The sequence below is a fragment of the Actinomadura sp. NPDC049382 genome (assembly GCF_040677125.1).
In the GTDB taxonomy this organism is placed as follows: domain Bacteria; phylum Actinomycetota; class Actinomycetes; order Streptosporangiales; family Streptosporangiaceae; genus Spirillospora; species Spirillospora geliboluensis.
In genome coordinates this window covers 1-20,196 of the sequence record NZ_JBFARO010000066.1, presented here as the reverse complement: position 1 = coordinate 20,196, position 20,196 = coordinate 1, and the positions used below count along the sequence as shown (strand labels likewise).

Genomic DNA, 20,196 nt, shown 5'->3' with positions numbered 1-20,196 from the left:
CCGTGCCCGGCCTCCACCGTGCCCGGCCTCCGCCGCGAAGATCGGGAATTCTTTCACAGCGGGCCGCCCGGCGTATACCAACGAAAGTCATAAGGCGTATCAGAGTTGGTGATAAGCGCAGGTGAGAGTAGTTGTTAATGAGCATTTAACCGATACCCGGAACAGGCAAGGTCAACCCTGTATCGGTCACGCTCTGATCAACTGCGCCAACAGATCGCGCATGGTCAGCCGGGCGGGCGCTATGGCAAGCTGATCATATCCCCGCCCATCACACGCGCCGGCCGCCGTGCGACATCAGTGCTCTCAAGGACGACGAATGACGGGGAAGGATGGTGTGGAACGGGGTGTGGCCCAAGAAGCTGGTCGAACGCACCGAAGAGATCTCCTGCCTGGAGCGGCTGCACCGCGAATGCGCGGCGGGGAGGGGTGGAATCGTCCTCGTCGGCGGCTCCGCCACCAGCGGCAAGTCCGCTCTGCTGCAGGGGTTCTCGGACCATGTCACGGGCGCGGGGGGCGTCGTACTGGCGGCCACGGCCGCACCCGCGGAACAGGCGCTCCCGCTGGGCGTGGCGGTCCAGGTCCTGACCGCCGCGCAATTGCCCGGCAGCAATACCGAGCAGATCAGTGAATTACTCGACGCCGGCGCGCTGACATTTGCCGCGCCGGACTCCGCCACCGCGGGCGCGACCATACATATCCTGCACGAAATGTGCAAGACGCTGTTCGAGCTATCCGAGCAGAGTCCGCTTGTGGTCGCCGTCGACGACGTCCATTACAGCGACCCGCTGTCCCTGCAGTTCCTGCTCTACCTGGCCCGGCGGCTGCGGCCGAATCGTGTTCTGCTCGTGCTGGCGGAGCGGCCGGCATTCCAGCCGGAGTACGCCCGGTTCCGCGCCGAGCTGCTCCGCCAGCCCCGCTGCCGGCAGCTCCGGCTCGGGCCGCTCTCGGTCGCGGGGGTGGCCGAGCTGCTGGCCGCCGAGCTGGGCACGGCCGACGCGCGCGAGGCGGCCCCCCGCCACCACCGGATGAGCGGCGGCAGCCCGCTGCTGGCGGGCGCCCTGATCGAGGACCTGCGCGCCGCCGGCGCGGGCCGCGAGCCGGTGCCGGGCATCGCCTTCGGCCAGGCGGTGTCGAGCTGCCTGTACCGGTGCGAGCCCGAGGCGCTGCGGGTCGCGCCGGCGCTCGCCGTGCTGGACGACCTCGCCTCCCCCGCCGTCCTCGCCGAGATGCTCTCCCTCACCGTGGAGCTGACGACCCGGGTGCTGGACGGGCTGACCGCGGTCGGCCTCCTGGCGGACGGCCGGTACCGCCACCCGGCCGTCCGCGCCGCGGTGCTCGACGCCGTTCCGACATCGGAACGCGCCAATCTGCACGACCTGGCCGCCACCGTGCTGCACGCCCACGGGGCGGCGGCGATGCCGCTCGCCCGGCATCTGGTCGCCGCCGGACGGGCCGACCGCCCGTGGACGGTCGCCGTGCTGCGGGAGGCCGCCGACCAGGCGCTCGCGTCGGGCGAGGTGGAGACCGCCGTCCGCTGCCTGACGCTGGCCGTGAAGTCGTGCGCCGACCCGAGGGAGCGGGCGGCGGTCGCGATGGCGCTGCTCAAGGCCAGGTGGCAGGCGAACCCGCTGGCCGCGTCCCGGCACCTGCCGGAGCTGGTCGCGGCCGCGCAGGCCGGGCTGCTGGACCGGCACGACGCGTCCGCGCTGACCGGGTTCCTGCTCTGGCAGGGCCGCGACGACATGGCGCTGGAGATCCTCGACCACCTCGACCAGACCGCGCCCGACGAGAGCCAGCTCCCGGACGCGGCGGCGCTGCGGGAGCGGGAGCTGACGCGGCTCTGGCTCGGCTTCGCCCGCCCCGAGCTGTGGGGCCGGCCGCGGCCGGAGCCGGTGGAGCCCGGCACCGGGCCGATCAGCCGGACCCGCTGGCACCGGCTGGCGCTGCTCCTCGACCGGATGATGGCGCAGGCCGAGGGCGACGACACCCTCAGCCGGGCGGAGCAGGTGCTGCAGGGCGCGCGGCTCGGCTCCGACTCGATGTCGATGATCCTGGTCTCGCTCAGCGCCCTCGTCTACGCCGACCGCCTCACCGAGGCGGCCCACTGGTGCGACGCGCTGCACCGGCAGGCCGCGGACCGGGGCGCCCCCGCCTGGCAGGCGCTGTTCGCCGCGGTGCGCGCCAACATCCTGCTCCGGCAGGGCAAGCCGGCCGAGGCCGAGGAGCCGGCCCGCGCCGCGCTGACCCTGATGTCGCCGGAGAGCTGGGGGGTGGCCGTCGGCGCGCCGATCGCCAACATGGTGCTCGTCGCGACCGCGCTCGGCAGGTACGACGAGGCGCTGGAGCATCTGAACACGCCGGTGCCGAGCGCCGCGTTCGCGACGATCGGCGGGCTGTACCACCTGGCGGCGCGGGGCCGCTACCACATGGCGGTGGCCCGGCCGCGCGCCGCGCTCGACGACTTCTGGGCGTGCGGCGACCTGATGCGCAAGTGGGACCTGGACCTGCCCGCCCTCGTCCCGTGGCGCACCGACCTCGCCGAGGCCTACCTCATGCTCGGCGAGCACACGCGGGCGCGCGACCTGGTCGAGGAGGAGCTGGCCCGGCTCGGCCACGCCCGGTCCAGCACCCGGGCCCGGTCGCTGCGGCTGCTCGCCGCGGTGAGCGACCTGCGCGAGCGGCCGGCGCTGCTACGCGAGGCCATCGACATCCTGCTGGAGCAGGACGGCGGGTTCGAGCTGGCCCGGGCCCGCGCCGAGCTCGGGCGGGCGCTGTTCATGCTCGGGGACGAGACGCAGGCCCGCGCGGAGGCCCGCACCGCCTACCGGCTCGCCGACCGCGCCGGGATGGACCTGCCGAAGGGCATCCTGCCGCAGGAGATCACCGGGGCGGCCCGCGCGTCCGGCGGCGCGGAGGCGCCCACCGCCGGCCTGATCGGCAAGCTCAGCGACGCGGAGCTGCGGGTCGCGGCGCTGGCCTCCCAGGGGCACACCAACCGGCAGATCGCCGGCAAGCTGTTCATCACCGTCAGCACCGTCGAGCAGCACCTGACCCGCGTCTACCGCAAGCTCAACGTGCGGCGCCGCGCGGACCTCCCGCTGGAGCTGCCGTGCCACGGGGACCGGCTGACGACCGGCTCCGGCTGCTGACCGGAGGCCGCTGACCTAGGGCCGCCGGCCGGCGCGGGCGCGTGCCCGCCAAAGGTGAAAGCTTTTCCTATATCGCGCGGACCGGCGGGAATTCGCGCCACGGCCGCCCGGAAATTCCCACCGCCCGGTTGCCGGACGGATTTCCGAGGCGGGGTTTCGGGCCGGGTTTCCGGGCCCGGGAAGTTGAACACTCGACAACTTTTCCGGTGCCCGGCCCGCGTCCGTTGCGGGCCTCACAACCCGCGCGTCAGCGAGTATTCTGTCGGCGGAGTTCCGTTCCGGTTTCCGGATCGTCGTGGGGGCGTCGGCGAAGGGGGCCTGACACTGTGGACGATGAACCGATCAAGGTGCTGCTGGTGGACGACGAGCCCATGGTGTGCGCCCACCTGCGGACCATTCTCGGCGCCACCGGCGACATCGACGTCGTCGGCGAGGCCCACGACGGGGCCGAGGCGGTGGAGGCGGCGCTGCGGCTGCGGCCCGACGTCATCCTGATGGACCTGCGGATGCCGGGCGTGGACGGGCTGGCCGCGATCGAGCGCATCGCGGGCTCGGCCGACCGGCCCGCGATCGTCGCGCTGACGACCTTCGACGCCGACGACCACGTGCTGCGCGCGCTGGGCGCGGGCGCCTCGGGCTTCCTGCTGAAGTCCACCCCGCCGGAGGACCTGGTCGGCCTGGTGCGGGTGGCCGCCGACGGCCACACCGTGATGTCCCAGCCGGTCGCCCGCCAGCTGCTGGTGTCGGCCGACGCGCGGCGGCGCGCCGAGCACGGCCGGGCCCGGCTGATCGGCCGGCTGACCGAGCGGGAGACCGAGGTGCTGAAATGCCTCGGCCACGGCATGTCCAACGTCCAGATCGCCCGGCGCCTGCACCTCACCGAGGGGACCGTGAAGGGATACGTCTCCCGGCTGCTGGTGAAGCTCGACTGCGCGAACCGCACCCAGGCCGGATTGCTCGCCTATGAGGCCGGCCTGCTGAACAACTGACGCGGTACGACAGTTCCGGCGACCATTCCGCCGCGCGGTACCCGCCCCTCGGATAATTCGTGCACCGCACCTGCGTTTTTCCGGTTTCCGTGGCGCCGCGGGTCGCGCGCAGCGGATTTCCACGGTGCCCGGCAATGCGATGGGGCGAATTCGTCGGCGCGCGGGTTCCGGCGCCGTTCCGGGCCGCCGCCGGCGGCGCGGGGTGATGACGGAAGTAGCGTTTGAAACGGCGCGCCTGCTACCTTCGTGCGGTCTCCCCCCGGTGGGGGTTGAGGCGGGTTCACCCCGGGTGCCAGGGTGCGTACTGTTGTCGGGTGTGATCACGCGAGCTTCGTCGGTCTTCCGGGCGGCCGGTCCGCGCCGTGCGCGCGGCCGCGGGGGGACGACCCGATTCCCGGATGCGGAGAGCCGGTGGCATGGGCGCTAGCACGATCAGGGTCGTCGTGGTGGACGACGAGCCGATGGTGTGCGCGCACCTGCGCACGATCCTCAACGCCGCCGACGACATCGAGGTGGTGGACGAGGCCTACGACGGCGCCGCCGCGGTCGAGACCGTCGTCCGGCACCGTCCGGACGTGGTCCTCATGGACCTGCGGATGCCGGGCGTGGACGGGCTGACCGCCATCCGCCGGCTGGCCGAGTTCCGGGAGCCGCCCGTCACGGTCGCGCTGACCACCTTCGACGCCGACGAGTACGTGATCAAGGCGCTGCGCGCCGGCGCCGCGGGCTTCCTGCTGAAGTCGACACCGCCCGGCGACCTGGTGAACCTCGTGCGGGTCGCCGCCGACGGGCACACCGTCCTGTCGCCGGTGGCCGCGCAGCGGCTGCTGGCGGGGGCCGCCGACCGCGAGTCGGACCGCGCCCGGCGGACGGCCCGGTTCGAGCAGCTCACCGAGCGCGAACTGCAGGTGCTCGCCTGCCTGGGCGAGGGCATGTCGAACGCCCAGATCGCGCGGCGGCTGCACCTCACCGAGTCCACGGTGAAGGGCTACGTCTCGCGCATGCTGGTCAAGCTGGGCTGCGACAACCGCACCCAGGCCGGGCTGCTGGCCTACGAGGCCGGGCTGGGCACGTCCTGACCGGCACCGGCACGGCGACCGGCGACCGACGCGGCAACTGACACAGGTCTCACGCACGCACGACTTTCGTAGGCAGCCGACGCGCTCGCCCGTTCCGTACCGTGGTCGTGTGCGAAGCCTCCCGCGACTTCGGTCCGGCCTCGCCCGCGACGTGACGCTCGACGTCCTGGTGGTGCTGACGGCGGTCGGCGCGTCCCTGAGCGCGGCCCTGGACGGCCAGTCGGTCCTGCGCCCGTTCGGCGGCGCGACGGCCGGCGTGCTGGTGCTGGCCGCCCTGTCCCTGGCCGTCCGGCGGCGGGCGCCCGTCACCGTCGCCTGGATCAGCGCCGCCCTGGCGGGCGCGCTGCTGGCCGTCGAGTACGCCGCGCCGGGCACCCTGCTGCACACCGGCGGCCGCATCGACGCCGGGCGGATCCTCTGGTGGACGCCGACCGCGCCGTTCGCCGCCTACGCGGTGATGGCCTTCCCCGCGTCCGGCCGCCCGGCGTGGACGCGCTGGCCGCCGGTGGTCGCGCTGGTCGTGCTCGTCTCGCTCACCCCCGAGGTGCTGCCGCGCGAGTCGCTGCACGAGATCGCGGGCCAGGACACCGGCACCGGCGGCGTGATGATCTCGCGCAGCCTGTTCGCGGTCATCGCCGGCGCCCTGCTCGGCATGTACGTCCAGCAGCGGCGGCGCGTCGTGCAGGGGCTGCAGGAGCGGGCCGAGCGCGCCGAGCACGAGCAGTTCCTGCTCGCCGAGCAGGCCCGCGCCGAGGAGCGGGCCCGGCTGGCCGCCGAGATGCACGACGTGGTCGCGCACCGGGTGACGCTCATGGTGCTCCAGGCGGGCGTGCTGCGCGTGCACGCGCCCGACGAGGCCACCCGCCAGGCCGCCGAGGAGCTGCGCGCCACCGGCTGCCAGGCCCTGGAGGAGCTGCGGGACGTCATCGGGCTGCTGCGCCGCGCCATGGACGGCGACGACGCCGATGGCGACGACCACGCGCCGCTGCCGGACCTGTCCGCGCTGATCAGCGAGTCGAACTCGGTGGGGGTCGCGACGGAGCTGGTCGAGGTCGGGGACGCGCCGCTCGCCTCCCCGGTGGTCGGCCGCACCGCCTACCGGATCGTCCAGGAGGCGCTGACCAACGTGCGCAAGCACGCGCCGGGCGCGCAGGCGCGGGTCGAGGTCCGGTACCGGGCCGACGGCGTGCGGTTGCGGGTCCGCAACTCCCCGCCCACGGCGCCGCCCGACGCCGACCTGGTGAACAGCGGCTCCGGCACCGGGCTGGAGGGCCTGCGGCAGCGCGTGGAGCTGATCGGCGGCGCCTTCGCGTCGGGCGGGGAGCCGGGCGGCGGGTTCGCGGTCGAGGTGTCGCTGCCCGCCTACATCCCCACCAACGACCCCGCGCCCACGCCCCGCTGAGACGGGGGCTCGCCTTCGAGCAGCCGCAGCTTGAAACCCCGCCTAGAGTCCTGCCGCGCCGGTCATTCGCGGCGCCCGTAGACCGCCACCGCGGGCGGGCAGAAGAGCAGGAAGATCACAGCGCACCAGATCAGCGTGGTGGTGACGGCGCCGCCGGCGGGGGTTCCGTTGAGTAGGGCCCGGCAAGCGTCCATGGCGGCGGTCACCGGGTTGACGTCCACCCAGGCCCGCAGCCATCCGGGGAGGGTGGCGGTGCGCGCGGCGAGGCTGGTGCCGAGCTGGAGCGGCAGGAAGGTCAGGAAGCTGAAGGCCATGACCGCCTCCGTGCTCCTCACCAGGACGCCGATGAGCACGGTGACCCAGCTGACGCAGAACCCGAACAGGACGGCGAGGCCGACGGCGGCGAGCGCGGCCGGGACGCCGCCCCCGGCGCGGAAGCCGAGGACCGTCCCGAGGACGAACAGCAGGACGACCGCGGCCAGGCAGCGGACGATGTCGGCGAGCACGGAGCCGAGCAGGGGCGCCAGGCGGCTGATGGGCAGGCTCCGGAAGCGGTCGGTGACGCCGTTCTTGAGGTCGGCGTTGATGCTCGCGCCGGTCGAGATGAGCCCGGTCAGCCCGGCGCCCATGACGAGGATGCCGGGGAACAGGTACTGCAGATAGGCGCCGGTCGACCCGGCCACCTCCCCGCCGAAGAGATAGAGGAAGAGGACCAGGAATAGCGCGGGCGTGACCACGCCGTTGACGAGGGTGGCCGGGTTGCGGGACGTCTTGGCCAGGCTGCGGCCGGCGAGGACGAGGCTGTGCCGGAGCCAGCGCGGCGACCAGGCCGCGCGCGGGGCGGCGGCGGGGGCGGTGGTCATCATCAGGCCCTTTGCTGGGAGCGGACGGTTTCGGCGGGGTCTGCTTCCTGCGCGGTGGTCAGGGCGAGGAACGCCTCGTCCAGGCTGGGCAGGCGCAGCGAGAGTTCGCTGACGTCCACGGCCTCCCCGCGCAGCCGGGCGACGATCTCGAAGAAGTCGTCGTCCCCGGACACCGGGACGGAGAGTTCACGCCGGTTGGCGCGCAGCGCGGGCCGGTCGGCGACGGCGGCGAGGACGGCGGCGGCGCGCTCCGCGTCGCCGGGGTCGGCGACGCGGAGGCTGACGGTGTGGCCGCCCACCCGCTGCTTGAGCTCCTCCGGCGTCCCGGCGGCGATGACCCGCCCGCGGTCGATGACGGCGACCGCGTCGGCGAGGGCGTCCGCCTCCTCCAGGTACTGGGTGGTCAGCAGGATCGTGACCCCGTCGGCGCCGAGGCTCTGGATCATCTGCCACAGCTCGCCGCGCTTGCCGGGGTCGAGGCCGACGGAGGGCTCGTCCAGGAACACCACCTCGGGGCGGCCCACCAGGCTCGCCGCGAGGTCGAGGCGGCGGCGCATGCCGCCGGAGTAGGCGGCGACGCGCCGGTCGGCGGCCTCGGTGAGGCCGAACCGGTCCAGCAGCTCGTCGGCCCGGCGGACGGCGTCGCGGCGGGTCAGGTCGAGCAGCCGGCCGATCATGACGAGGTTCGCCCGGCCGCCGAGCTCCTCGTCGACGCTCGTGTGCTGGCCGGACAGCGCGATGCGCCGGCGCACCCGCCCCGGCTGCCGCGCCACGTCGTACCCGGCGACGCGGGCGGTCCCGCCGTCCGGCCTGAGCAGGGTGGCGAGGACGCGGATCAGCGTCGTCTTCCCTGCGCCATTGGGCCCCAGCAGGCCGAGTATCCGCCCTCGGGGGAGGGCGAGGTCGACGCCGTCGAGTGCGGTGGTGCGACCGAAGCGCTTGGTGAGGCCGGACGCCTCCAGGCCGTGGTCGGTCACGGCGGTCCCTTCGTCTGCGGAGTGGAGTACAGCCAACATTCAGATGTTCACATCATCTGGATGGTGAGAGTATGCTGATCGCCGTGAGGAACGCAAAGGGGGCCCGATGGTCCGGCTGACCCGGGCGCAGCAGCAGGCCCGGACGCGCGCCGCCGTGCTCGCGGCGGCGGTGGCGGAGTTCACCGAGCACGGCTTCGCCGCCGCCAAGGTCGACCGCATCGCCGCCCGCGCCGAACTGACGCGCGGCGCCGTGTACTCGAACTTTCCGAGCAAGCGGTCGCTGTACCTGGCGGTGCTGCTCGATTCCGTCGAGCGCGAGGCCGCGTCCGGTGCGTCACCGGCGGGCTCGGCCCAGCCGCTCGACCTGCCGGACGGGGCTGAAGCCTTCGCGCGCGCCTGGCTCGAACGGCTGCCGCTCGCGGGCGACACGCCCGACGCCGGAAAGGTGCGGTCGCGGTCGCTGACCGGAGTGTTCGAGGACGATCCGGGCCGCACCGCCATGGCCGGGCTCGCCAGGCTGGACGGTCTGCTGGTGGCGCTCGCCCTGGAGTCGTGCCGGGCACCGCGTCCGGGCCGGCGGGTGCGGCTGGCGGAGCTGGTGCTGACGCTGCTGCACGGGGCGGGGCATCTCGCCGAGACGGCACCCGGCTTCGGCGACCCGTTCGACGTGGCCCGCGCCTGCCGGCAGCTCGCCGACCATGCGGCGGACGACGCCTGGGACCCGCCGCACCTCCCGTACGTCGCCGCGCCGAGCCTGTGCCGCGACCCCTGGACGCCGCCCGGCGAGCTGACGGACGCCCTCACCGGCCAGGCCGTGGGCTTCGGCGACGACGGGGTCATCGTGGTCCTCGGGACGAACCGCCTCGGCGCGGCGGAGGAGGCCGTGCGCGCGGCCCGGCCGGGAGAAGCCGTCACCGTGGCGGTGGTGACGGACGACCCGGCCGAGATCGGGGCGCTCGTCCGGCTGCGGATCACCGACCTCGCCGCATGCCTGCGGCGGGCCTTCGGGTCGGATGCCGGTCTGCCGCTGCGGCTCGTCCTCGACGACGGGGCCGCACTCGCGACCGCCGTCGGCGCGGGGATGGCGGCAGACACCGAGTCCGCCGTGCGCGTCCAGGACGGGACGATCACCGCGCGGGCCACCGGGAGGGGCGCCGCGTACGCCGTGGCGACCGCCCCGTCCCTCACCGAGCGGCGCACCGGATCGGACGAGGCATGACGGGGTCCGCCGAATCGGCCATGCTGCACGTCCTCCGCTGCATCGGACACGCCGAGCTGCCCCGCGTCGCCGACGCCGCCGGCCTTCCCGACCTCGACGCGGAGTCCCACCTAATCGACCTCGCCGCGGCGGGGCTGGTGACGCGCACGTCCGGGGCATGGGGGCTCACCGAGGCCGGCCGCGACGAGGACGCCCGGCGCACCGCCCGCGAACTCGACGCCGGCGGCGCCCGGGGCGCGCTGACCGCCGCCTACGAGAAGTTCATGGCCCTGAACCCGGAACTGCTGGACCTGTGCTCGGCCTGGCAGCTGCGCACCGTGGACGGCGTGGCGGCGCCGAACGACCACTCCGACTCGTCCTACGACGCCCGCGTCCTGGACAGGTTCGCCGACCTGGACCGGCGCGCCGAGGCCGTCATCGCGGACCTGGCCGCCGCGCTCCCCCGCTTCGGGCGGTACCGGGCCCGGCTCAGCGCCGCGCTCGACCGCGCCCGCGCCGGCGCGCTGGAGCACCTGGCCGACAGCATGACCTCGTACCACACCGTGTGGTTCCAGCTCCACGAGGACCTGCTCGCCACCCTCGGCATCCCCCGCGCGTGGACCGCCGCCCGATGACCTGGATCCACCCGCTCGCCCCGGATACCGGCGAGCCTGCGGACGTCCTCGGCGGCAAGGGCCACGGTCTCGTCGTGCTGCGGCGCCTCGGCCTGCCCGTGCCGCCGGGGTTCGTCATCGGCACCCGCGCCTGCCGCGCCTTCCTCCGCGACGGGCGCTTCCCGGACGGCCTGGACGCCGAACTCGCCGCCGCCGTCCGCGCGCTGGAGGACGCCACCGGACGGCGCTTCAGGTCCGGCGGCGGGCGGCCGCTGGCGGTGGCGGTCCGGTCGGGCGCCGCCGTGTCGATGCCCGGCATGATGGACACCGTGCTCAACCTCGGCCTCACCGCCGAGGCGACCGCCGCGCTGGCCGCCGAGACCGGCGACCCTGACTTCGCACACGAGACGCGCCGCCGCTTCCTCGACGGCTTCCCGGCCGCGTCCGTCCCCGACGACGCGATGGGCCAGTTGCACGCTGCGGTGCGGGCGGTGTTCGCGTCCTGGCACAGCCCACGCGCCACCACCTACCGCGAGCTGAACGGCATCCCGCACGACCTCGGGACGGCCGTGATCGTGCAGGCGATGGTGTTCGGCAACCGCGACGAGCACAGCGGCAGCGGGGTCGCCTTCAGCCGCGACCCGAACACCGGCGCCAAGGCCCCGTACGGTGACGTCCTGTTCGGACGGCAGGGCGACGACGTGGTCTCCGGCCGCTCCACCACCCGGCCCCTATCCGACCTCACCGGCCGCGAACCGGCGGTATGGGAGCGACTCGTCGCCGCCCTGCACCGCCTCGAACGGCATTACCGCGACGCCTGCCACGTCGAGTTCACGTTCGAGGCGGGCGACCTTTGGTTCCTCCAGGTGCGTCCCGGCGGCCTCACCGGCCGCGCCGCCGTCCGCACCGCCGTGGACCTCACCGACGACCGACTCATAGACCGTCGCACGGCCCTCCGCCGGATCTCCCTCCGACACCTGCAAGACGCCCGGACGCCGCGCATCGACCCCGGTGACGGGATCGACCTCCTCACCCGCGGCCGAGGCGCATGCCCCGGCGTCGTGTCAGGTCGCATCGCGGTCACCGCCGATCAGGCCGCCCGCATGGCCGCCGACGGGCCGGTAGTCCTCGTCCGTCCGGTCACCTCGCCGCTCGACATGCACGGCCTGGCCGCAGCCGCCGGGGTGGCCACGAGCCGCGGCGGGCCCACCAGCCACGCCGCCGTCGTCGCCCGAGCCATGGGCAAGCCCGCGGTCGTGGAAGCGGCCGACCTCACCGTCGACCCGGCAGCAGACCACGTCCGCATTGGCGAACGTGTCGTCCCTTCAGGCACGCTCATCACCATCGACGGCACCGGCGGCGAGATCGCCCTCGGGAACCCCCGCATCACCACCGGAACCGCCGACGTCCATCTGCACCGCCTGCTCGCCTGGGCGGACGAGGTCTCCGGCGACCGCTCGCAACGCTCCGGCCAGGAACGCCTAAGAGCGGCCCACGCCCGTCTGTGAGCCCCGCGTCCTACGGGGTGTTGCGCAGGAAGTCCGTGACGACGCGGTTGAACTCGTCGGCGTGCTCGATCATCGCCCAGTGCCCGCAGCGGTTGATCAGGACGAGACGGCTGTCCGGGATGTTCGCCAGCAGGTACAGGGAGTTCTCGAACGGCACCACGCGATCGTCCCGGCCGTGGATGAGGAGCGTGGGGACCTTGATGCCGGGCAGCAGCTCCGGCTTGACCCACACCGGCAGCGGCGCGCCCTTCGGCAGGCCGTCGACGTAGTTGCGCAGGTGCTCGGGACGGGCGAGCGCCGCGTCCGAGCGGGCCTGGCACAGTTCCGGCGTGGCGAACGCGGCCTTGTCGAAGCACATGATCTCGACGAGCCGGCGCATGTTCTCCGGGGTCGGCTCCCGGTAGGTCTCGATGAGGACCTTCAGCCCCTCCGACGGGCCGCCGCCGGGCGCGAACAGCGCGGGGACCCGTCCCACCGGCGGTCCCATGGTGACCAGGTGGGTGATCCGGTCCGGGTGCTCGGTGGCGAGCCGGAGCGAGGTCTGCCCGCCCATCGAGTTGCCGACGAACGCGGCCTTCGCGATGCCGAGCGCGTCCAGGAACTGGACCGCGGCCTCGACGTGGTCGAGGCGGTCGACGGTCGCGGCGTCCGAGTCGCCCCAGCCGGGCATGTCCACCGCGTACACGTGGAAGTGCTCGGCCAGCGCCTCGATGTTGGCGGAGAAGTTGCTCCAGCCCGTGGCGCCGGGGCCGCTGCCGTGCAGCAGGACGACCGGGTGCCCGGCGCCCGCCTCGTAGTAGCGCAGCTTCCAGTCCTTGGTCTGGACGGTGCGGGCCGTGTCGGCCTGGGTGAGCGGCATCAGTGCGCGTCCTTTCCGGAGAGCAGGCCGGCGACGACCTCCGGCGGTCGGTGGCCCCAGCTGTGCAGCCGGTCCAGCGTCTTGACCTGCCAGGTCTCGTCGTCGACGAGCAGGCCGCCCCAGCCGTACTCCACGCTGAAGCCGGACGGCGTCTGGACGTAGAAGCTGAACATGTGGTCGTTCGGGTGCATGCCCAGCGTCATCTCGAAGGGCTGCCCGGCGTCCATGCAGCGGTCGTAGGCGGTGCCGACGTCGCGGATGTCGGTGACCTCGACCATGAAGTGGTGCGTCCGCTTCGGGTGCGGCATGTCCCCGAACGCCACGGAGTGGTGGCGCGGGTTGCAGCGCAGGAAGATCAGGTCGGCGACGACGCCCGGCGCGAGCTCCTCCACGATGGTGTCGGAGATGCGGAAGCCGAGGAGGCCCTCGTAGAACGCCAGGTAGGTCTCGCGCGCGACGCCCTTGGACAGCAGCACCTGGTGGCCCGCGCCGCCGTCGCCGGTGACGAACCCGCCGAGCAGCACGTCCGAGCGGAACGGAGTGCCGGCGTCGGCGAACCCCGTGACGAGCTCGACGCGGTTGCCCATCGGGTCGGCGGTCACCAGGATGCGGTCGACCTTGCGGGACGCGGCGAGCGCGGCGCCGCCCTCCTCGACCTCGACTCCCGCGGCCGCGAGCCGGGCGGCGATCGCGTCGAGCGCCGCGTCGCTCTCGACCTCGTAGCCGCTGGCCGCCAGATCGTCGGCGGGGCCCTGCCGGACGAGCCAGCGGTGGACCTTCTCGTCGGTCCGGAAGGCGACGGCGTCGGCGGTCTTGTCCGCGAGCTGCATGCCCAGCAGCTCGACGGCGAAATGCTCCCAGTCGCCGAGGCTGCTCGCCTCGTAGACGACGTACGCGAGCTCCTTGACTCCCGTCATGAGGATCAGCTCCTTGTTGTCGGCGGTCGGTCGATCAGTCGGCCAGGGCGGGGGCGGCGAGGCCGGAGACGTCGGCGGCGGCGACGAACCTGTCCGGACGCACCGCCACGGCGCGCACGCCGTACCGGGCCAGCCAGGGCAGCAGCACCTCGTAGAGGTCGACCAGCTCGTCCGGCCCCTGCGTGTAGGCGGTCTTGGGACGGATCGCCAGGTAGCGGGCGCCGAGCGCGTCCCACTCCGCCTTCTCCTCGGGCGTGAGCAGCGCGGCCGGGTCGGTGTCCGCGCCGAGCAGGACGAAGCCGTCGCCGAGCAGGTCGTCCAGGCGCGCCATCCGCCCGGTGGTGTCTCCGGTGATCGGCTGCGGGATCATGCGGCCGACGATGCTCGCGTCGCCGACCGGGCCGCGGAGCCAGCCCGCGTCGAGGACCGGCGGCGCGATCAGCGGCGGCTCGAACGGGGTGACCGTGTTCTCCGGGACCCGGTTCATCTCCTCGATCTCCGCCGGGGTCGCCTCCTGCTTGATGACCCGGCCGAGCTGGACGGCCAGCCCCGTGTAGAAGGCGGCGTTCGGGCGGCGCTCGGCCTCGTAGGTGTCCAGCCAGCCCTCGCCGAGCTCGCCCTTGAGGACGCGGGCGAGCTTCCAGCCCAGGTTGTGGGCGTCCCGCATGCCGGTCTGCATCCCGGCGCCGGCCCACGGCGGCATGAGGTGGGCGGCGTCCCCGGCGAGGAAGACCCGTCCCGCCCGCCAGGTCTCGGCCATCCGCGTGTGGTGGCGGTAGAAGGCCCACTGGTGGATCGACACGTCCTCGGTGCTGACGCCCATCGCCTTGAGCAGCGGCCAGACGTCGTCCTCGGACGCGAAGTCCGCCTCGGTCTCGTGCGGTTTGAGCGGGATCTCCCAGCGGTGGTTGCCGGCGGAGAGCGCGATGTCGACGACCGGACGCTCTTTGTCCGACCAGAACGTGAGGAAGTCGCGGTCGGGCCACCAGCGCTTGACCCGGCAGTCGATGACGATCCACTGCACGTCGAGGGTGTCGCCGAGCAGCCGGCAGCCGATCATGTCCCGGCACGCGCTGCTGCCGCCGTCGGCGGCGATCGCGTAGCGGGCGCGCACGGTGCGCGTCTCTCCCGTCGCGGCGTCCACGGCCGTCACGGTGACGCCGTCCTCGTCCTGCTCCAGCCCGGTCACCTCGACGCCGTACCGGACGTCGATCAGCTCGCCGTGCTCGTCCGCGCAGGCGCGGAGCTCGGTCTCCATGAGCGGCTGGTAGATGTTGTAGAAGCGCGGCGTCGGGCCCAGCACCGACGGCGGGTGCTCGACCCGCATGATCTCCGTGCCGTCGTAGGTCACCCAGCGCAGCGCCCGCTGCGGCTCGACCACCCGGGTGATCCGCTCGTCGATGCCGAGCCCCTGGAAGATCCGCATCGTCCAGTCGTTGATGGTCACGGCGCGGGCGCGCGGGTAGATGTCGCGGTCCCGCTCCAACGCGATGACGGAGGCTCCGTGCTTCGCCAGGGTGAGCGCGGCGGTCACACCGGTGGGGCCGTATCCGACGATCGCGACATCGGCGTCGAAATGCTGGGTCATGCGGGCTCCGAGAGGCGCGGTTTTGTACCGATCGTTCGGTACGATCGTGACCACCTTCACATGTGGACGGCCGGACGGCCAAACTTTTCCGCAGTGCAGAACAGGACAAACCGGACAGTCGCCGGGCGCATCTATGCTTCAACCCGTGGCGGACGAAAAGAACGGCAACAGTCGTGGCCGCAGGTCCCGGGAGGAGATCCTGGACGCCGCCTCCCGGATCATGGCGGAGCGCGGCTACGCCGCCACCTCGCTCTCGGTGCTGAGCCGGGAGACCGGCCTCCCGAAGAGCGCGGTCTACCACCACTTCCAGTCGAAGGCCGGGCTGCTGTCGGCGGTCATGGCGCGCGGCGCCTACGACTTCTTCTCGGCGATGCGCGAGGCGCAGGCGGGCGGCCCCGAGGGCGGCACCGCCCGCGAGCGGCTGACCTGGTACCTCCTGCGCACCGGCGAGGTCTTCACGGCCCGCGCCGACTTCCTCCGCCTGCACCTGATCCTGATCATGAGCGCGGAGGCCGCCGAGGCCGAGGTAGAGGCCATCATCGAGCAGGTGCGGCGCGACGGCCGCGCCCACATGAACACGATGATCGCCGCGTCCTTCGCCGCCGAGGGCCCCGACATCGCCCAGGCCGTCGCGGACGACCTGGACTACTTCGGCATCGCCGGGTTCGACGGCGCCTTCGTCGCCTCACAAGCCGACCCGGCCCGCGTCCTCCCCGCCCAGATGACCCTCCTAGCCGAGGCCATGGCCGCCCTCGGCGAGGCACGCGTCGCCGCGCTGCGGCTCAGCCGGCCGACATCCCCTGCTCAAGAGCCGACGCCGCACCCTTGAGCGTCGCCACCAGCCGCGGCAGGTCCTCCTTGCCGTAGCGGATGCTCGGCATGGAGACCGAAAGCCCCGCGACGGCCACCCCGTCCGGACCCCGCACCGGCACCCCGACCGCGACGAGCCCGCGCTCCGAACGCCCGTTGTTGAGCGCGAAGCCATTGCGCCGCACCCGCTCCAGCTCCGCCGCGTCGGGCCGGTCGCCGTCCCGCTCCCCGGCGTAGAGGGCCGCCAGCTCGTCCGGCCGCAGCTCGGCCAGCAGCAAGAGGCCGCCGGTGGTTTGATGCGCGGGGAAGACCATGCCCTCCCGCGAGCCGACCCGCAGCGCCTGCGACGACTCGACACTCGCGATGAACCGCGCCGTCCGTCCCGTGCGCACGGTCAGGTTGGCCGACTCGTCGAGCACGTCGACCAGCTTCCGCAGATGCGGCAACCCGGCGGCCCGCAACCGCGACGCGGCCGACGGGGAGTGCGCCGCCAACTCCAGCACAGGCCCGACCCGGTAGGACCGATCCGCGTCCTGCACGGCAAAGTCCCGGTAGACGAGCATCGCCAGCAGCCGATGCGCCGTGGACACGGCGACCCCGAGCCGCCCCGCCACCTCGGTGACGGTCATGGCCCCTTCCAACTGAAGCATCGTCGCGATCCGCAACGCGTTGTCCACACTCGCCACGGCATAAGGAGGCGGGGTCTTCAACGGCTTGTCCACGGCCCCCTCCCACACCCACGAACCGGCACAAACACCCAAATCAACCGCCATGCTACGACCCCACCCCCCCTGCTAACCCCCACCCCAAACCCCGACGGCACCACCCTCTAGCACGCGATACGCGTCAACACTGCGACTGAGCGGGCGTCGTAGGAGAGGAGCCCTTACCGAGACCGAACGTCCACCAAGACCTCCCGACAGTGCTACTCACTGGCAGTCGCTGCGCGTCGACGGTGCGGCTGAGCGAGAAGCGAAGCAGACGAGCCCTTAGCGAGAGCGCACGTCCACCAAGTCCTGCCGACAGCGCTACTCACTGGCAGTCGGTGCGCGTAGACACTGCGGCTGAGCGAGAAGGGAAGCGGGCGGGCCCGTTAGAGCGGGGCGGGCGGGCCCGTTGGAGCGGGGGGCCGGCCTGTTGGAGCGGGGCGGGCGGGCCCGTTGGAGCGGGGGGCCGGCCTGTTGGAGCGGGGCGGGCGGTCCTTGGGCGAGGTAGGCGGTGCTAGCCCACGGGGGCCGAGGGGGGCGCGGGCATTATTTTGGGACGTCTACGAGGATCTTGCCGGTGGTGCCGTTTTCTAGGGTTCGGTGGGCGTCGGGGGTGTGGGCGAGGGGGAAGCGGAGCAGCGGCAGGCCGTGCTGCTCGCCTACCGGGAGGGCGTTGTCGCGGACGGCGGCTGCGACGTCTTCGGCGGCTGCGGCGCGCGCTTCTGGGCCCGCCGTGTAGAGCACCAGGAATTGGAAGCGCGTGTTCAGCACCATGTTCTGCGCCACGTCGAGGTGCACCGGCTTGCCCCCGTCGTTGGCGTAGGTCGAGATCGTGCCGCGTGTGCGCAGGACGGCCAAGTCCAGGGCGAGGTTGGCGCCGAGCGCGACCTCGGCGACGATGTCGACGCCGTCCGGAGCGATCTCGCGGATCGCGGCGGCCGGATCGCCTTCGCGGTAGTTGACCACGTGGTGGGCGCCGGCGGCGGTGGCGAGCCGGGCCTTCTCCGGGCCGCTGACCGTGCTGATCACGATGGCGCCCGCCCAGCGGGCGAGCTGGATCACCGCGTGCCCGACTGCCCCGGCGCCGCCGGCGGCGAGCACCACGCGGCCGTTGAGCGCGCCGGGCCGCAGGCGGCGCGGGCCGTCCTCGGCCACGGTGAGCGCGCGGTGCGCTGTGAGCGCGGGGACGCCGAGCGCCGCGCCGACGTCGAAACCGACCTCGTCCGGCAGGGGGACGGCCTGCTACGCGGGCACGACGGTGAACTCGGCGGCGGTACCGGTGGGCCGTCCGGCGGCGGCCATGAACAGCCAGACCCGCTGCCCGATCCGGCTCCGGTCGACCCCGGCGCCGACGGCGTCGATCACGCCGGCTCCGTCCAGGTGAGGTGTGACCTCCGGGAACTTCAGGGGCGCGCCGGAACGGGCCTGCCAGTCGGCCGGGTTGACCCCGGAGACAGCGACCCGGACACGGACCTCGCCTGGGCCAGGCTCGGGCACATCGCGGTCGACGAGTTGGAGGACACCGGGGCCGCCGTTGGCGCGGTAGATGATCGCCTTCATGGGCCGTCCTAGCCGATCGGGACTTCGCTGGAGCGGGACTCGACGGCGTCGAGGGCGGCGCGGGTGGTCCGATCGAAGGCGATCTCACGGACCGCCATGTTGGCCTCCAGGTGCGCAGGGTCGGCCGTGCCGGGGATGAGCAGCACGTTGGGGGCGTGGTGCAGCAGCCAGGCGAGGCCGACCTGGGAGGGCGTGACGCCGAGCGACTCGGCCGCAGCGTGGACGGCCGGCTCATCGGTGACCTTGGGCAGGCCGGGAAAGGCCCCTCCGAGCGGGAAGAACGGCACCCAGGCGATGCCCTCGGACGTGCAGAGAGCCAGCATGGCCTCGTCGTCACGGGAAACGATGCTGTAGGCGTTCTGCACGCAGACGATGCCGGCCGGGAGGGCGCGGCGCAGGTTGGCGAGGCTGACGCTGCTCAGGCCGATCGCTCCGATCTTGCCCTCGTCGCGGAGGGCGATCATGACCGCGAGCTGGTCGTCGAGGGCCACCACCTGATCCCCTGTGGGACGCAGCCCGGGGCCGGTGTCGAGGCGGCGGAGGTTGACGACGGGGAGCTGCTCGTCGCCGAGGCCGCGCAGATTCTGCTCGACGCCGGCCCGCAGCTGTTCGGGCCGCTGCGCGATTCGCAGCGGTAGGCGTCCGGCCGGGTCGGGCTCGGCGCCGACCTTGGTGACGACGAGCACGCCGTCCTCTGGCCGCAGGGCTTCACGGATCACGGCGTTGGCGAAGCCGAAGCCGTAGAACTCGGCGGTGTCCATGTGGTCCACGCCCAGCTCGACCGCGCGGCGCAGCAGCGCGACGGCGTCGCCGGGGCGGTCGCGCAGGCGCTCGAGCTGGGCCGCGCCGTAGCCGACGCGGGACACGGTGCGTCCCGCGAACGAAGCAGTCGCCGTGCTGGCCTCACGTTCATCCGGTGTCTCCATGCCCTGCACCGTACGAACATCAAATGACAGATGTCAATATCTGTCACCCACACTATGTGCGGCAGCCGACAGGCTGACAGACTTTGACATCCGTCAGTCCGTTGTCGTACGTTCGCGCCCGTAGAGGGACGGGGAGATCTGATGCGCGCAGGCCCGCTCGACGCGGAGACGATCGTGTCGGCCACCGAAGAGGTGCTGCGCCGCCACGGTCCGGAGAAGACGACCGTGCTCGACGTCGCGCGGCTCCTAGGGGTGAGTCACGGCAGCGTGTACCGCCACTTCCCGTCCAAGGCGGCGCTGCGCGAGGCCGTGATCCGCCGCTGGCTCGACCGGGTGCGCGACCAGCTCACCGCGACGGTCCGGGCCTCGGGCCTGGCCCCGCCCGACCGGCTGCACCTCCTGCTCACCACCATGTTCACCACGAAGTGGACGAAGGCCCGCGAGGACCCGGAACTCTTCGCCACCTTCCGGGTGCTGGCAGCGGATCACAGCGCCGTCTCGTCCGCCCACGTCGACTTCCTGCTCGCCGAGATCCGCGCCATCATCGCCGACGGCATCACCGCCGGCACCTTCACACCCGGCGACCCGGACGGGATCGCGCGCGCCGTCCTCGATGCGACCACACGCTTCCACGACCCGACCCACGCCGCAGAGTGGCACTCCCCCGAGACTGAAGCGGAATCCGAAGCCGTGATCTCGCTCATCCTCAACGGCCTCCAAACCCGCTAGCCCCCGCACGGACCCACGAAACGGCTGGTTCCCCCGGAAGAGGTAGATCGGCGAAACCCGAGGCCGGTGAGTGCCTTGTGCCTGTGGGGCGCTTGCGAGGGGTCCGGGGGCGTTTCGGGCAGTTCGCCGTCGTTGGTGCTCACTTGCCCCCGGGCGCGTGCGAGGGGACCAGGGGCGTCTCGGGGGTCGGTTGGCCGGGGGTCGGTCGGCCGGTGGGGTTGGCCCGGTGGGGTTGGCCCGGGGGGGTTGGCCCGGGGTCGGCCAGATGGACGAGCCGCCGGGCACCCGGCTGCGCGTGGCGCTGTCCGCGCTGACGATGGC

At 73.1% G+C, this 20,196-nt stretch carries 18 protein-coding genes; 9 read left to right on the top strand and 9 right to left on the bottom strand.

Annotated features, from left to right (window positions below):
• Positions 1 to 329 precede the first annotated feature (329 nt).
• The 4 genes from AB0K34_RS29855 (at position 330) to AB0K34_RS29840 (ending at position 6,619) form a co-directional block, all read left to right on the top strand.
• Positions 330 to 3,149, top strand: a complete 2,820-nt coding sequence (locus AB0K34_RS29855) for a LuxR family transcriptional regulator (protein WP_301175606.1) — start codon at positions 330 to 332, stop codon at positions 3,147 to 3,149.
• 326 nt (positions 3,150 to 3,475) lie between these two features.
• Positions 3,476 to 4,138 carry a response regulator transcription factor gene (locus AB0K34_RS29850; RefSeq protein ID WP_301175605.1) on the top strand — a complete coding sequence of 221 codons (663 nt, stop codon included), beginning with the start codon at positions 3,476 to 3,478 and terminating at the stop codon, positions 4,136 to 4,138.
• Between the two features lie 416 nt (positions 4,139 to 4,554).
• The gene (locus AB0K34_RS29845; RefSeq protein ID WP_138641291.1) at positions 4,555 to 5,217 is read left to right on the top strand and encodes a response regulator transcription factor; all 663 of its coding nucleotides are present in this window, start codon (positions 4,555 to 4,557) and stop codon (positions 5,215 to 5,217) included.
• A 109-nt stretch (positions 5,218 to 5,326) separates the two neighbouring features.
• Positions 5,327 to 6,619, top strand: a complete 1,293-nt coding sequence (locus AB0K34_RS29840) for a histidine kinase (protein WP_301175604.1) — start codon at positions 5,327 to 5,329, stop codon at positions 6,617 to 6,619.
• Between the two features lie 62 nt (positions 6,620 to 6,681).
• Here the strand turns inward: AB0K34_RS29840 and AB0K34_RS29835 are convergent, their stop codons facing one another.
• Together AB0K34_RS29835 and AB0K34_RS29830 are read right to left on the bottom strand one after the other, a co-directional pair.
• On the bottom strand, positions 6,682 to 7,485 hold the full coding sequence (locus AB0K34_RS29835) for an ABC transporter permease (RefSeq protein ID WP_301175603.1): 804 nt from the start codon (positions 7,483 to 7,485) through the stop codon (positions 6,682 to 6,684).
• Positions 7,485 to 8,459 carry an ATP-binding cassette domain-containing protein gene (locus AB0K34_RS29830; protein ID WP_301175602.1) on the bottom strand — a complete coding sequence of 325 codons (975 nt, stop codon included), beginning with the start codon at positions 8,457 to 8,459 and terminating at the stop codon, positions 7,485 to 7,487. The genes AB0K34_RS29835 and AB0K34_RS29830 overlap by 1 nt, the downstream gene beginning before the upstream one ends.
• A gap of 106 nt (positions 8,460 to 8,565) precedes the next feature.
• Here AB0K34_RS29830 and AB0K34_RS29825 point away from each other — a divergent pair, with 106 nt between their 5' ends.
• Genes AB0K34_RS29825 through AB0K34_RS29815 form a run of 3 tightly spaced genes read left to right on the top strand, consistent with a single transcriptional unit; the run spans position 8,566 to position 11,779 of the window.
• Complete coding sequence (locus AB0K34_RS29825; RefSeq protein WP_301175601.1) at positions 8,566 to 9,678, top strand: TetR/AcrR family transcriptional regulator; 1,113 nt, start codon at positions 8,566 to 8,568, stop codon at positions 9,676 to 9,678.
• Complete coding sequence (locus AB0K34_RS29820; protein WP_301175600.1) at positions 9,675 to 10,292, top strand: transcriptional regulator; 618 nt, start codon at positions 9,675 to 9,677, stop codon at positions 10,290 to 10,292. Before AB0K34_RS29825 ends, AB0K34_RS29820 begins: the two co-directional genes overlap by 4 nt.
• Positions 10,289 to 11,779, top strand: coding sequence for a pyruvate, phosphate dikinase (locus AB0K34_RS29815; RefSeq protein WP_301175599.1), 1,491 nt, complete (start codon positions 10,289 to 10,291; stop codon positions 11,777 to 11,779). Before AB0K34_RS29820 ends, AB0K34_RS29815 begins: the two co-directional genes overlap by 4 nt.
• A gap of 10 nt (positions 11,780 to 11,789) precedes the next feature.
• On the opposite strand, the gene AB0K34_RS29810 is transcribed toward AB0K34_RS29815, so the two are convergent.
• Genes AB0K34_RS29810 through AB0K34_RS29800 form a run of 3 tightly spaced genes read right to left on the bottom strand, consistent with a single transcriptional unit; the run spans position 11,790 to position 15,143 of the window.
• Positions 11,790 to 12,638, bottom strand: coding sequence for an alpha/beta hydrolase (locus tag AB0K34_RS29810; protein WP_301175598.1), 849 nt, complete (start codon positions 12,636 to 12,638; stop codon positions 11,790 to 11,792).
• Complete coding sequence (locus AB0K34_RS29805) at positions 12,638 to 13,555, bottom strand: VOC family protein (RefSeq protein WP_301175597.1); 918 nt, start codon at positions 13,553 to 13,555, stop codon at positions 12,638 to 12,640. Before AB0K34_RS29805 ends, AB0K34_RS29810 begins: the two co-directional genes overlap by 1 nt.
• A gap of 34 nt (positions 13,556 to 13,589) precedes the next feature.
• Positions 13,590 to 15,143 (bottom strand): bifunctional 3-(3-hydroxy-phenyl)propionate/3-hydroxycinnamic acid hydroxylase, encoded by a 1,554-nt coding sequence (locus AB0K34_RS29800; RefSeq protein WP_301175596.1) that lies wholly within the window; start codon positions 15,141 to 15,143, stop codon positions 13,590 to 13,592.
• 145 nt (positions 15,144 to 15,288) lie between these two features.
• Between AB0K34_RS29800 and AB0K34_RS29795 the strand changes: the two genes are divergently transcribed.
• Positions 15,289 to 15,972: a TetR/AcrR family transcriptional regulator gene (locus AB0K34_RS29795; protein ID WP_205719576.1), complete on the top strand. Its 684-nt coding sequence runs from the start codon at positions 15,289 to 15,291 to the stop codon at positions 15,970 to 15,972.
• Here the strand turns inward: AB0K34_RS29795 and AB0K34_RS29790 are convergent.
• The 4 genes from AB0K34_RS29790 to AB0K34_RS29775 all read right to left on the bottom strand — a co-directional run bounded on the left by AB0K34_RS29790 (position 15,926) and on the right by AB0K34_RS29775 (position 19,146).
• Positions 15,926 to 16,675 carry an IclR family transcriptional regulator gene (locus tag AB0K34_RS29790; protein WP_301175595.1) on the bottom strand — a complete coding sequence of 250 codons (750 nt, stop codon included), beginning with the start codon at positions 16,673 to 16,675 and terminating at the stop codon, positions 15,926 to 15,928. The genes AB0K34_RS29795 and AB0K34_RS29790 overlap by 47 nt on opposite strands.
• A gap of 531 nt (positions 16,676 to 17,206) precedes the next feature.
• Complete coding sequence (locus AB0K34_RS29785; RefSeq protein ID WP_301175594.1) at positions 17,207 to 17,815, bottom strand: zinc-binding dehydrogenase; 609 nt, start codon at positions 17,813 to 17,815, stop codon at positions 17,207 to 17,209.
• Positions 17,816 to 17,902: 87 nt separating this feature from the next.
• Positions 17,903 to 18,220, bottom strand: coding sequence for an alcohol dehydrogenase catalytic domain-containing protein (locus tag AB0K34_RS29780; RefSeq protein WP_240808640.1), 318 nt, complete (start codon positions 18,218 to 18,220; stop codon positions 17,903 to 17,905).
• 8 nt (positions 18,221 to 18,228) lie between these two features.
• Complete coding sequence (locus tag AB0K34_RS29775; protein WP_138642229.1) at positions 18,229 to 19,146, bottom strand: aldo/keto reductase; 918 nt, start codon at positions 19,144 to 19,146, stop codon at positions 18,229 to 18,231.
• A gap of 141 nt (positions 19,147 to 19,287) precedes the next feature.
• Between AB0K34_RS29775 and AB0K34_RS29770 the strand changes: the two genes are divergently transcribed.
• Positions 19,288 to 19,875, top strand: a complete 588-nt coding sequence (locus tag AB0K34_RS29770) for a TetR family transcriptional regulator (protein ID WP_138642230.1) — start codon at positions 19,288 to 19,290, stop codon at positions 19,873 to 19,875.
• The last annotated feature ends 321 nt before the right edge of the window (positions 19,876 to 20,196 follow it).